The organism is Adhaeribacter terreus, assembly GCF_042657365.1.
Lineage (GTDB): Bacteria > Bacteroidota > Bacteroidia > Cytophagales > Hymenobacteraceae > Adhaeribacter_A > Adhaeribacter_A terreus.
The window spans coordinates 542,393-554,007 of sequence record NZ_JBHSKT010000002.1 but is presented as its reverse complement, the minus strand read 5'-3'; the positions used below and the strand labels follow the sequence as shown (position 1 = coordinate 554,007).

Annotated in this window: 13 protein-coding genes; 3 read left to right on the top strand and 10 right to left on the bottom strand. The window is 43.0% G+C overall.

Features of this window, described 5'->3' with window-relative positions:
* Positions 1-148: 148 nt before the first annotated feature.
* The 3 genes from ACFPIB_RS05320 to ACFPIB_RS05310 form a co-directional block, all read right to left on the bottom strand.
* On the bottom strand, positions 149-646 hold the full coding sequence (locus ACFPIB_RS05320; protein ID WP_378016392.1) for a DinB family protein: 498 nt from the start codon (positions 644-646) through the stop codon (positions 149-151).
* 45 nt (positions 647-691) lie between these two features.
* Positions 692-2,500: a M61 family metallopeptidase gene (locus tag ACFPIB_RS05315; protein ID WP_378016391.1), complete on the bottom strand. Its 1,809-nt coding sequence runs from the start codon at positions 2,498-2,500 to the stop codon at positions 692-694.
* A 159-nt stretch (positions 2,501-2,659) separates the two neighbouring features.
* Positions 2,660-3,091: a hypothetical protein gene (locus ACFPIB_RS05310; RefSeq protein ID WP_378016390.1), complete on the bottom strand. Its 432-nt coding sequence runs from the start codon at positions 3,089-3,091 to the stop codon at positions 2,660-2,662.
* Positions 3,092-3,322: 231 nt separating this feature from the next.
* On the opposite strand from ACFPIB_RS05310, the gene ACFPIB_RS05305 reads away from it, so the two are divergent.
* Entirely contained in the window at positions 3,323-3,898 is a 576-nt protein-coding gene (locus ACFPIB_RS05305) for a C40 family peptidase (RefSeq protein ID WP_378016389.1), read from the top strand.
* Between the two features lie 78 nt (positions 3,899-3,976).
* Here ACFPIB_RS05305 and ACFPIB_RS05300 read toward each other — a convergent pair whose 3' ends face one another.
* Together ACFPIB_RS05300 and ACFPIB_RS05295 are read right to left on the bottom strand one after the other, a co-directional pair.
* Entirely contained in the window at positions 3,977-4,909 is a 933-nt protein-coding gene (locus ACFPIB_RS05300) for a DUF6089 family protein (RefSeq protein ID WP_378016388.1), read from the bottom strand.
* Positions 4,910-5,474: 565 nt separating this feature from the next.
* Positions 5,475-5,864, bottom strand: a complete 390-nt coding sequence (locus ACFPIB_RS05295) for a hypothetical protein (RefSeq protein WP_378016387.1) — start codon at positions 5,862-5,864, stop codon at positions 5,475-5,477.
* A gap of 109 nt (positions 5,865-5,973) precedes the next feature.
* On the opposite strand from ACFPIB_RS05295, the gene ACFPIB_RS05290 reads away from it, so the two are divergent.
* Positions 5,974-6,405, top strand: coding sequence for a DUF2147 domain-containing protein (locus tag ACFPIB_RS05290; RefSeq protein WP_378016386.1), 432 nt, complete (start codon positions 5,974-5,976; stop codon positions 6,403-6,405).
* 75 nt (positions 6,406-6,480) lie between these two features.
* Here ACFPIB_RS05290 and ACFPIB_RS05285 read toward each other — a convergent pair whose 3' ends face one another.
* The 5 genes from ACFPIB_RS05285 to ACFPIB_RS05265 all read right to left on the bottom strand — a co-directional run bounded on the left by ACFPIB_RS05285 (position 6,481) and on the right by ACFPIB_RS05265 (position 10,672).
* Positions 6,481-6,942: a hypothetical protein gene (locus ACFPIB_RS05285; protein ID WP_378016385.1), complete on the bottom strand. Its 462-nt coding sequence runs from the start codon at positions 6,940-6,942 to the stop codon at positions 6,481-6,483.
* A gap of 207 nt (positions 6,943-7,149) precedes the next feature.
* Positions 7,150-9,123 (bottom strand): M1 family metallopeptidase, encoded by a 1,974-nt coding sequence (locus ACFPIB_RS05280; protein WP_378016384.1) that lies wholly within the window; start codon positions 9,121-9,123, stop codon positions 7,150-7,152.
* A gap of 111 nt (positions 9,124-9,234) precedes the next feature.
* Positions 9,235-9,867: a cytochrome c oxidase subunit 3 gene (locus ACFPIB_RS05275; protein WP_378016383.1), complete on the bottom strand. Its 633-nt coding sequence runs from the start codon at positions 9,865-9,867 to the stop codon at positions 9,235-9,237.
* A 219-nt stretch (positions 9,868-10,086) separates the two neighbouring features.
* Complete coding sequence (locus ACFPIB_RS05270; RefSeq protein WP_378016382.1) at positions 10,087-10,461, bottom strand: hypothetical protein; 375 nt, start codon at positions 10,459-10,461, stop codon at positions 10,087-10,089.
* Position 10,462: 1 nt separating this feature from the next.
* Complete coding sequence (locus ACFPIB_RS05265) at positions 10,463-10,672, bottom strand: hypothetical protein (protein WP_378016381.1); 210 nt, start codon at positions 10,670-10,672, stop codon at positions 10,463-10,465.
* A gap of 384 nt (positions 10,673-11,056) precedes the next feature.
* On the opposite strand from ACFPIB_RS05265, the gene ACFPIB_RS05260 reads away from it, so the two are divergent.
* Positions 11,057-11,563, top strand: a complete 507-nt coding sequence (locus tag ACFPIB_RS05260; RefSeq protein WP_378016380.1) for a DUF4920 domain-containing protein — start codon at positions 11,057-11,059, stop codon at positions 11,561-11,563.
* Positions 11,564-11,615 lie beyond the last annotated feature (52 nt).

Here is an 11,615-nt window from a genome sequence, read left to right as displayed (position 1 = left end):
GGATGATGCATGCAAGGCGTCTGAATAAAGATTATGAGAAGAACAGAATGAACAGCCAATCGATGGTATATATAGCAATGATCTCAGTAATGCTTAAACGTTGCTAATGGCTTTTAAAACAGTTTCTAAGAACTTAACTGATCAAAAACTAAGGCAAAGCCGGCATTCCCATTTCGATCCACTCTTCTTTGGAAGGTCCGTAAATGCCCGGAACTTTTAAACCTGCCTGGCGCATGAGCACCGTCATTTGGCCGCGGTGGTGCGTTTGGTGGCGGATCAGGATTGTCAGGACATATCCTTTTTTCCAGTTATCGCTGTACATGGGTATCTCATCTTCCAGTTCATCGTCGTTCCAGGCAGACTTTACCGCAGTTTTCACGGCCTCGGCATCGCGTTTATAAAGTGCAATTACGGTTTCCAGGGTCAGGCTTTCCGGTTCCGGGTTCATTTCATCTACCGGCAAACCAGCGCGGTGCATCATTTCGCCCAGAGAATGCGTGATATGCCATGCCAAACGGCCTAAAGTGCGGTTATTGGTATGAAATGAGTGGTTCAGGTGTTCTTCCTTCAGGTTCTCAAAAACTTTTGCCGTCATTTCAGATTCGTATTCCCAATCGCTTAAAAAATCTTCTATCTTCCGGTACATAGTTTGCGGGTTTTTAGGGTTAAAAGGATAGCGTTTTCTGTACTATTATTGTATACGCAACCATTTCTGAAATATCTTTTGCTGGGCTGCAGTTTGCTCCGGCATTTTTTCGATCTTGAAACGAACATTCGGATTTTTCTGCATGGTCAGATCTATGGAAAGCAAGCGACCGTCGCGGTTCACGATCAGGTTCATCTTTTCGCCTTCCGCACGGCCGGTAACCGATTTATTCAGATCTTCTGTAATACGGTAACCGTTCAGGGCAATAATTTCATCGTTCACATTCAGGCCGCCATTCCAGGCACTGCCGTTGCGCACTACATTGGTAACCACAATTTTTCCGCCTTGGTTCGCTGTAGTAGCTCCTAAAGCAACTTCCTGGCTGTTCGCATTCAGATTGGTGAATTTCAGGCCGGCGTAAGCAAAATATTTCGCGTAATCGGGCGTAACAGTTCCGTAAATGTAATCGCGGAAGAAATTATCGAGCTTTATACCAGCCACTTTTTCAAGTTCTTTCTGCATCTCTTCGTCGGTAAAACCACGGTCGAGCTTTTTGTAATATTTCTGATACATGTTCTGCATCACATTGTCCAGCGTTTCTTCGCCTTTGGTCTGGTTCATTATTTCCAGGTCGAGCAGCAAACCAATTAAAGCGCCTTTAGAATAATACGAAATTTCGGCGTTCCGGGAGTTTTCATTCGGGCGGTAAGACTTGATCCAGGCATCAAAACTTGATTCGGCCAGCGATTGTACTTTCACGCCGGGCGTATTTTCTACGTTATTAATGGCGCTGGTAATAATATCGAGGTAACGTTCCGGGCTGTAAAAACCAGCACGGCGTACCAGATGATCGTCATAATAACTCGTTAATCCTTCGGAAACCCAAAGCAGATTCGTATAGTTTTCGGCATCGTAGTTAAATGGTCCCAGTGGTTTTGGGCGCAGGCGTTTCACGTTCCAGAGATGAAAATATTCGTGCGCTACCAGGCTCAGAAAACCGTTGTAGGAATTTTCCGGCTGATAACTCCAGCGGGCCACCTGCAGCGTAGTAGAATTTAAATGTTCCAGACCGCCGCCGCCGTTCAGAATGTTGTGAATAATGAAAACGTACTTGCCTTTAACCGGATGCTCGCCAAATACTTTCGTACATTCTTCCACGATCTTTTTCATATCGGCCACAACTTTCACATCGTCGTAATTGCTATCGCCAAACATGGCTACTTCATGCTGCACGCCGGATGCTTCAAAATTCAGGATCTTGTGCGTACCTATTTCCATCGGTGAATCGGCCAGAATATCGTAGTTGTCGGCTTTCAGTTTCCATTTGTTGCCGCCAATAATTGGTAAGCTGGTTGAGATCTGATTCCAGTTGCCGTAAGGTTCCACCGTGATTTCGGAAGGCAGATTCTTATATTTATCCGGATACATAAAAACACTGGTCCCGTTCAGGTAAGCGTGCATTTCATCTACAAAACTGGTGCGAACTGTAAGCTCAAAAGCATAAACTTTGTAGTTCACCTCCACATCGCGGCTTTTATCTGTATAGACCCGCCAGGTGTTTTTATTAATCTTTTCGGCTTTCAGTTTTTTAGAACCGGAAGTTGCCGAAAAACCTTCAACATGTTTTGGAAATTCGCGGACAAGGTAAGAACCCGGTGCCCATACGGGCATTTTAATATCCAGGTATTTATCTTTAAAATCCTGCAAATGCATTTCCACTTCAAAGTAATGGGTTTGAGGTTCGGGCATAGCAAGCTTGTAGGCCAGTTTTGGGGCAGCCTGCAAAGCAAAAGCAAAACACGTGAATACGAGGAGTAAAAGTAACCTGGAAGGAAGAAAGGTACGGTTGGCCATGAAATGAACTGTATGCGTTAAAAACATGCATAATACAGTTATTCGGCCGGAAATCAAAATGCAAAGGTTTGCTTACTACCGACTTTTAGGGGCCGGAACCATAGCGTTTTTCATGTAGAATTTCAGCTAAGTAGGCTTACTATCAAACTCTTACTGCTTTTATAACGAAAAATAATTATCGGTACTGGTCTGGTTTCCGAGCCAACGGGTAGCTTTCGGGCTGGAGGTGAAGGTGTTCATTTTTATAAAAGAATTATAGGTCTGCAAACCGATCTGCCCGGCTTCTTCCATCATCTTTTTATAAGTTGGTTTTGGCACCACCATGCCTATATAATTGTCAGGACCTAAAGCGATCATCAGGCTTGGGAAAAAGCAGGTATCGAGCCATTGCTGATCTTCCTCGGTGAGTTGGTAATGGCCCGAAAAATCGAATAACCAATGCTTCACTTTGTTCTTTTCCGCAAACTGCAGGGCTTTACGATAGCAGATCTTGAGTTCTTTTGATTTGATATTTCCGGTGCAGGTAAGCTCGATCTGCTTCTTCGCTTCCTGGTATTGCACCCGAATAATATCGGATTGGTAAATTAACATAAGTTTGGATATTTAGAGGTTAGTTAAATATAATACTTTGTCTTATAAGTACCAAGCTATTAACAAATTAGTTGCTTTTCTCTTAGTAAAAAATACAATTTAAGGGGTAAACGTATTTGTTATTGATTTAAAGGATTCTGGGGATTTATGGCATTTTACCGATTTTCACGAACTAAAAACCATAATCTGTGCGTTAAGATAAAACTGAACCGTAACCAAACGCATACAATTATGAATAAAAACTGGAAACGATGGACTTTTGCAGGAATTACACTGATCGGAATATTAAGCGGGAGCAAACTGCTGGCTATTTACGAAACAAAAGCTCCTTCGCTGAAAGTAAGAAAAACTATAGAAGTAGCCCGTTTAAAAGCGGAAACCAATAAAGCAGTACGCGATTCAGCGGCAACAGAACGGAGAGAGTTAGCAAATGCGCTGATTCAGGCCGGCTTGCAAAGAATTGGTATTCCGTACGTTTATGGGGGCACTTCTAATAAAGGTTTCGATTGTTCAGGTTTCGTTTATCACACCTTCAGCGAATTCAATATTAAAGTACCCCGTTCTTCTCAATTATTGGCTGATGCCGGCAAACCGGTAGCCACTGCCAAAGCCCGCCGCGGCGATATTCTGATCTTTACCGGCACCAACCCTTCCGTCCGGAAACCCGGCCACGTAGGCATCGTGATCAGTAAGATCGGCGAACCACTGGAATTTGTGCACGCTTCTTCGAACGGTGGCGTGAAAGTAAGCAAAGTACCCGGAACCAATTACCAACGTCGCTTCCTGGAAGTACGTCGGGTTTTCTAAAAATACCTGGATCCAAAACAAAAAAGCAACCTGAATATCTTCGGGTTGCTTTTTTGTTTATTTATGCACCGCAAAATCTTAGCGAAACTTAGGTGTTTTATACGACTGATCTAATATATAATTCAGCGTGAAACCGGTAAGAATGTACCAATCGTTGCGGGTATGGTCTCCACGCTGCTGGCCGGCATTACTGATATACGTTGCCGGATACACCTGTCCATCGCTGCCAGTGATCGTAGTTTGTTTATCAATAAAGTCAGGCAATTCAATAGACCGGTCTGATAACACCCAGGCTTCTTTTCCGTGAGCAGTATTAAGGTCGCCTTTATCGGCATATTTGGTACTTACATCATCCAGGTAATCGGTAAAGGTTCGGCGCCAGCCCACTTCAAAACCCAGGTCGAAATTCTGGTTCAGCCGGAAACGGGCACCAAAACCAAACGGAATACTGAATTGGACTTTACTGTATTTTACACCTTCGGTTTGCAGCGGTTGTAATGCATACCAACCCGTTTCGAGCAAATTGCCTTCGTAATAAGCTTTGGGATTGTGATGAAAAACAGCTACGCCGGCAAAAATATACGGCGTGAATTCCGGGCGTTTAAAAAAGGTATTGTAATTGGCTTTAAGATCGTAAATGGCTACCGCTGAAAGTTCCTTAATATCGTTGCGGAAACTCAGGTTGCGTTCCCAGCGGCCAGCATCTTCGGTTTCAAATTTCTTAGCGCTTTCAGCATCGTCCCCACGCAACCGGCCATACGATAAACTCACACGGGCGCTCCAGTTCGGGTAAAATTTGCGCTGGGCATATATTCCCACGTTATAGCGAATCAGTTTAGGATCTGTACTCAAAATGGACGGTCCCGGAGTAACGTCGCCATAATAACCTGCAGCCATCGCATTGACGCCTAAAGTGGTATAACGGTTTCGCTTGGTAAATTCCTGAGCCTGCAGATCTGCCGCCAGTATAGATGAAAATAAGAGCGTACTAATAAGTAGTTTTGACTTCATAGATAACCTTTTAGTAAAGTGAGTAATCCTTTAACAGTCCGAAACTTATATGAACCTCGCTAAAAATATATATTATGCTATTACAAACAAAACTACTAAACCTCAATACTTTAATAGTTCAAGGGTTTCTTATAATATTAGCATTATTTATTACTAAAGACCTTCAGGCAACTATAAAAAAAATACCTGACTGTTTTCATTCCGAAGAAATCTAACAGTCAGGTATAGAATCCTTTAAAATCTTACCAGGCGACGCGGGTAATTATTCCAACCCGAAGCATCGCAATGCGATCTTAAAGAGCAACGTTGCAGTGTAACCGCAAACTTATAGTGGTGGTTACACCAGTTCACCTTTAAAGTGAACACCATTACTCAGGCCTGATAAGATTCGTTGGGGATTAGACATTTTTACCTCCTTTCTTTAAGTCCGACATAACCGGGAGTAAAGCGCAGCCATTATTTCAAAACAACTGTAATTTAAACCGGGCCGCAGCACTCGCTGCATTTGATAAAGTTAAAACGCGGCAACTTAGTTCCAAAGTATTTTACTGTTTTTTATTTTTTTTCAGGTTTCTTTTTTACCCTCATCTTCCGCCGGCCTTTTGCAGATATACCACCACACCCACAACAAGATCAGCAGTATTTCAACGGCAGCATCGGCCAGGTAAACGGGCCAAATCACGTCTTTCAGCACATAATAAATATCTACGAAACTGAGAAATGCAGCAAAACCAATAACTATCAGAATTACATCGGGTTGGGGTTTCTTCCGGAACGATGCGGCCAACATCCCGATACTGCACGCCGTAATAAGCATGCCAACTGTTTTTACAAGCCAGATGTCAGTTTTAGGACCGGTTACTGCCATAAAGCTTACAATATCAATTAATGGCCAAAGACCGGTTATGAAGTAAAAAATACTGTTGAAGCGTAGTAAAAAACGGTAGGTTTTCATAACAAAAAAGTATGCAATTAATTACGCATGCATCTTCTTACGGTTGATTATTGTATGTAAGCAGATTAATTTGTATATTTCGTATTCATCAACCTCTTTAAAGTTTTTTATGAAAAAGTGTTTTTTAGCTTTTATATGCTTTCTGGCGCTGAAAAGCGTGGCGCTGGCGCAGAGCCTCTCGCCGGTAGGTGTCTGGACGAATCAGGAAAAAGAAGCCCGCTTTGAAATTTATAAATGCGGCGACAAACTTTGCGGTAAAATTACCTGGCTCGCTGAACCAAACCGCAATGGCAAACCCAAAACCGACATCAACAATCCCGATAAAAAATTGCAGAGCCGGCCTCTGGTAGGCATGATTTTCCTGCAGGGTTTTGAATACGACGAAAATAATAAATGGGATGATGGCACGATCTACGACCCGAAAAGCGGTAAAACGTATTCTTCGTACATGCAAATGAAGAATAAGAATGAAATAGAAGTAAAAGGTTACATTGGTATTTCGCTCATTGGCCGGTCGCAGAACTGGACTCGGGTGAATTAAAAAACGGTATCCTTTTTAAGCAAAAAACTCCTGCATAACCTGCAGGAGTTTTTTTATGCTAACCGGAATGCCGGCTTAATAAATATTCTTGATCGTGTATTGTTTGTCGCGCATCGCGAAAGATTCGCCTTTGTTCTTGCCGGCCATAGCTTTAAAAAGCGGCGACATAGCCGAAATAGCGAAGTACGTTTTATCGGCCACTTTTATGGCACCTAAACTTGCGGAAACAAAAAAATCCTGCGTATCGGTTTCTACCACGGTGCCCAGCATAATTTCAGAATTTTCCTTCATCGAGTTAATGCGTTTCAGTACATGATAAACGCCCATGGCTTCATCAAGCTGACGGGCAAACATATCGCGTTGGATCTGGCAAGCTTCCCGGAACGATTCAAACTTATCTTCCATGGCACCGTGATGTTCGTTGGCACTTTCCTGAGCCTCATCCATAGCAGTTTTAGCGGCGCTTATCTGTTCGTTCTGGATCCGGAGGCACTCTTGTAGTAGTTGTCGTTTTAGTTCGGTCTTATTTTTAGCCATAAAAAACTAAGTGGTTGTTTTTCAGAATTTTAATTAATAATAAAACACTGAAAGGATGGTGAATTAGCTTGAAGTAATTGGTTAAATATAGATAAAGTCTGCTAAAAACGAAATATCTCCGAAATTGTTTCTTAAAAAGAAAACCGGCCTGTATTTTACAGTGCCGGTTTTCTTTTTGGGCCGAAAACCCTACCGTTTTCAATTTAATTATTGCTTCTGAAACGGTTTGGTAATTACGTTGTCTGCATTTCCTACTTTCAGCAAATAAAAACCGTCGGCCAGGTCGCTTACTTTTATCTTAGAATCGAAACCGCTGGCTTTCACATTTTTTACACAACGACCGGCCGCATCGTAAACCTGAATAAATTGTGGCCGGAAACCAAGATCAGTAATAGTTAAGAAAGCGGAAGACGGGTTTGGATAAAGTGTAATTTTTGGCGAAGCTAATTCCGAAGGCGTACCGTTTACCAGATTTGCATCCTGGGTAATTACGCCGTCCATATTCAGGATCCACTGGTTCGGATCAATTTCAATGCTGCTTACCGTGCCACCTACTTTCAAAGAAAAAAACTCGTTTAACTCATCCTGACGCACTTTTACAATGGTATCGCCAATGCTGCGGACCAGTTTAAATTCTACATCGGTTTCAAAAAGTGGGGTAATACCGCCTACCGAAGAATTCTGAATGCTATTGATCAGCAAGTATTTTCCGGTCTGATTCCATACAAGGTCAAAAGTCGGGTAACCTTCGCCGTAAACCCACTGGTTAAAGAAAGGCGTTAAGTTTTTGCCCGAAGCATTTTCCATTACCTGTTTGAAATCTTCTGTTTTTGCAGTGCCATCTTTAAATAGCTGCTGGTAGGTTCTCAGCGCAGCGAAAAACAAAGAATCGTTATTCATTTCAAAACGCAGCATATGCAGAACCGCCGCACCTTTATTATAGGTCAGGCGACTGCTGAATATCCGGTTCACGTTCATAGAATCTGCTGCCGGAACATGAACGCTGCCGTTTGGACTGGAAAGTACGCTGGCATGCGTATCATCCATCCAGGTGCGTTTCTGCGTTGGCCGCAAATGTTCAAGCGCTATATATTCCGAATAACTGGCAAAGCCCTCGTTCAGCCAGATATCGCGCCACGAGCCGCAGGTAACGTTATCGCCGAACCACTGGTGTGCCAGTTCGTGGGCCGTTAACGTAAATTCAAAAAAGCCCTGCGTGGTCATGGTCTGGTGTTCCATACCGCCGGAAAGCGGCGCCATGCTATGCCCGTATTTTTCTTTGTGAAACGGATACAATCCGTACAGCTCCGAAAATTTTACTAGCATGGGGGCCGTATTATTTATTTCAGCCTGGAATTGCGGAAGTGTGCCGGGATTATTATAAATGTAATTTACGATCGGGATTGGATTTGGCGCCCCAACCGGATTTGCATAAATGGTATACTCGTTATATTCAGCAACTGCCACCGAGATCAGATAATAATCGATCGGGTAACGCGATTTCCATTCGTATCTTTTCTTACCGCTCGGCAAGGTAGTAGTTTGCTTTAAAATACCGTTCGAACCAACTTTATTGGAAGCACTTGTTGTAACCCAAACTTCCACAGAATCGGCTTTATCGGTTAGCACTTGCTTGCACGGGAACCATTCGTAGGCAGAAAAAGGCTGGCTCAGGCTCCAGGTTACACGGTTACCCCAGCTTGGCGAAGTGGCGCTGCTCATTCCCTCCCCTATTGCTGCCGAACCGGCTGTTGGCGGCGTTCCTTTATAAAAAACTGTAGCGTTTAGAGGCGAATTAGCCGGAAGTGCGGGTAAAAAGCGCACATAGGTCATGCCAGCCTGGCGGGTGAACGTGCGTTTTGCGCCATTAATAATTATGGAGTCAATAGTCAGGTTCTGGTGCAGTTCGAAGGCAAAAGTATCGAGCGGAGCAGTTTTGGTACGGGCCTGAATTATTGCATTTCCGGCAATGTAAGTGGAAGTTCTTTCCAGTGCTACGTCCAGTTTATAGAAATTGATGTCGTATTTATTCATAAGCTTCTGCTGGTTGGCGGTAGCAAGCGCAGTGCGCAGATTTGGTTTGGTGCGCACATGGGCACACGCTTGGCTACCCTGCGCTACGGCTTGTTCAGCCCATACAACAGCCAGTAAAAACAAGCCGGTAGTAAATTTTTTAAGCATAGAAAAAAGATTGCTGCGTAATGTTGCCGGATTTAGATCCGTATTTACAAACATACTGAATTTCAGGCAGGTTTCCTTTTGCTTAAAACAGTTTTATTGTAACAATTGTGGCTAAAAAAGGAAGAGGAAAACGAAGTATAAAGTAAGCCACAGCGCCCCCATAAAATGCCAGTAAGTAGTAAGTAAACCAAGCTGCAGTTTCCGGAACGGATCGCGGATGTAAACCAACGTACGGATAGGATCTACCGAAGAAAAAAAACTTTTGAAGTACATGTAGATCAGGAACATGATGCCAGCAACAACGTGCAAAGCGTGCAACGCCGTAATGAGATAAAGGTAAGAGCCGTAGGGTTTTCCTTTGAAAACGATACCGTTTTTAGCCAGTTCGTACCAGCCGCCAACCTGCGACAGCAAAAACGCAAAACCCAGGGCCAGCGAAATACCCAGGTAACGCGCCATTTTGGTAAGGTTATCTTTGCGGTAAAAGCGGTGAGTGCGCAATAAAGTGTAACTACTGACCAGGATCAGGACGGTGCTCACGCTAAAAAATTTCGGAAACCTCACCTGCACTTCCTGCAACATGGCAACTTCGGTGCGGGCATACGCAAGCAGCAGGATCAGGAAAATGGTACCAATACCTACCAGGCAAAGGTACAGCAGCATTTTAACCGGGTGTATTTTATCGATCCGGGAAAGGGAAGATCTGTGAGTTGCCCCGATTTTATTTTTATTATCCGATTTCATGCTTTAGCTCCTGCCAGAATGTACGCCAACCTTTTGATTTCCTGTACCCTTGCATACGATTTTTAGCCGCATGTTGGTTATAGAAAAAAATTTCCGGCGCAAATTTTCTTTTGCGTAAAGCCTTAAAAACAATAGGGTTTTGAGCTAAAAAACTCAGTACTTACCCAAAAAAGAAGGTTTGCATTTTAGCGTGCAAACCTCAAAGAAATATCATAAATCTTATCTGCTAAAGAACGAGCCAACAATGCCAAACAGGGCGGCGGCTTTGATCTTTGCTGATTTACTGCTGCCCAGTTCAATGTACGATTTATTATTTACCCGCACATCTACCACCAGCCCAAGCTCCCGGACCTGATCGTTTACCTGTTGCAGTTTTTTCAGCGGTCCGCCGGAAGATATTTTTTCCCGGATATTATTACCATTGCTATTCCCGGAATTACCATTTCCAGTGGGTGCTAATTTTTTCATGTTTTCCAGCGCTTTAAAATCCGGAAAATTCACGATGATGTAATGGTCCTGAGCCACCAATACAAAATTGGTATCGTTGGCCGAAACCACCAGTTGCGCGTCAATATCGAAGTTTTGTCCTATCAAATTACTGCTGGTTTTTAGTGCCTTTAGTTTTAATGCGAAGTGTGCCGTTCAGGCGGAATTTATTTTCAGGTTCTGCAATACTTTTCCCCGGCATTTGCAGTTCCATATTCTCAAAATCGAAACTGAATTCGGCGTTCATACCGCTTAATTGGTTCAAAATAGCAAAAGCCATATCGGGTAAACCGGAAGTATTTTTGTTTTCGTTTTCCATCGTATTTTTCAGTGGTAATATTCGAAATAAGTAAAATAAACGCAGAAAGGCACTATTACGGCTAAAATTACCTAAAAAAAAACGGTATGTTTAAGCAGCGAAAAAGTAAAACCCGTTGTCTGTCTCCAAAGGAAATTACTTTTCCACTAACAACTATCACCAATAAAATGTAAATTTCAGCCTCGGCTACCGGATCATGCACAGCAGTAAAATAAAATTTACTTACGATGAAAGATCATTCACCTTCAATTACCTGACCTTCAAAACCGGTATAACTTTCTAAAATATTTAAAACATTTCCAAATTGCCTTTTTGTAATTGAAGCCGCTTTTAAAACCCGAATTACTTTTCTAAATTGGTAGCTTCATTCACCATTCACTTAACATGAAAAAAATTCTTTACCCGGCTTTAGCCTGCAGCATTTTAGCGTTTGCAGCCTGCACCAAATCGGAAACAAAAACCGAAACCACCGAAATTGAAAAGACCGAAACTTCGGTAAATGGCGGCAAAAGCTACGGCGAAAAAATAACGCCAGATAACGCCATTGCCGTAGCGGATCTTGTAAAAAACATGGCCGGAAAAGACAGCATGGAGGTTAAGATTTCGGGTGAAATTGAAGAAGTTTGCCAGATGAAAGGCTGTTGGGTAACCATTAAAATGCCAACCGGCGAAGCTATGCGCGTAATGTTTGGCGAAGACGATTATTTCGTTCCGAAAGATGTTTCCGGCAAAAACGCCATTATGGAAGGGGTAGCATATCGCAAGATCATTCCGGTAGATGAGCAGCGCCATTATTTAGAAGATGCCGGCAAAAGCAAGGAAGAAATTATGGCTATTACCCAGCCTGATACAACGCTTACCTTCGACGCCAAAGGCATTATCATTCTGTAGATCAGCACTTTTTTAGTGTAAAACCCTACCGTTTAAGGCTGCCTTTGGGTGG

Bases quoted from the DNA above. Each gene is read 5' to 3' on its own strand.
- ACFPIB_RS05320 (WP_378016392.1), bottom strand. From the start codon at position 646: ATGTACCGGAAGATAGAAGATTTTTTAAGCGATTGGGAATACGAATCT.
- ACFPIB_RS05315 (WP_378016391.1), bottom strand. From the start codon at position 2,500: ATGGCCAACCGTACCTTTCTTCCTTCCAGGTTACTTTTACTCCTCGTA.
- ACFPIB_RS05310 (WP_378016390.1), bottom strand. From the start codon at position 3,091: ATGTTAATTTACCAATCCGATATTATTCGGGTGCAATACCAGGAAGCG.
- ACFPIB_RS05305 (WP_378016389.1), top strand. From the start codon at position 3,323: ATGAATAAAAACTGGAAACGATGGACTTTTGCAGGAATTACACTGATC.
- ACFPIB_RS05300 (WP_378016388.1), bottom strand. From the start codon at position 4,909: ATGAAGTCAAAACTACTTATTAGTACGCTCTTATTTTCATCTATACTG.
- ACFPIB_RS05295 (WP_378016387.1), bottom strand. From the start codon at position 5,864: ATGAAAACCTACCGTTTTTTACTACGCTTCAACAGTATTTTTTACTTC.
- ACFPIB_RS05290 (WP_378016386.1), top strand. From the start codon at position 5,974: ATGAAAAAGTGTTTTTTAGCTTTTATATGCTTTCTGGCGCTGAAAAGC.
- ACFPIB_RS05285 (WP_378016385.1), bottom strand. From the start codon at position 6,942: ATGGCTAAAAATAAGACCGAACTAAAACGACAACTACTACAAGAGTGC.
- ACFPIB_RS05280 (WP_378016384.1), bottom strand. From the start codon at position 9,123: ATGCTTAAAAAATTTACTACCGGCTTGTTTTTACTGGCTGTTGTATGG.
- ACFPIB_RS05275 (WP_378016383.1), bottom strand. From the start codon at position 9,867: ATGAAATCGGATAATAAAAATAAAATCGGGGCAACTCACAGATCTTCC.
- ACFPIB_RS05265 (WP_378016381.1), bottom strand. From the start codon at position 10,672: ATGGAAAACGAAAACAAAAATACTTCCGGTTTACCCGATATGGCTTTT.
- ACFPIB_RS05260 (WP_378016380.1), top strand. From the start codon at position 11,057: ATGAAAAAAATTCTTTACCCGGCTTTAGCCTGCAGCATTTTAGCGTTT.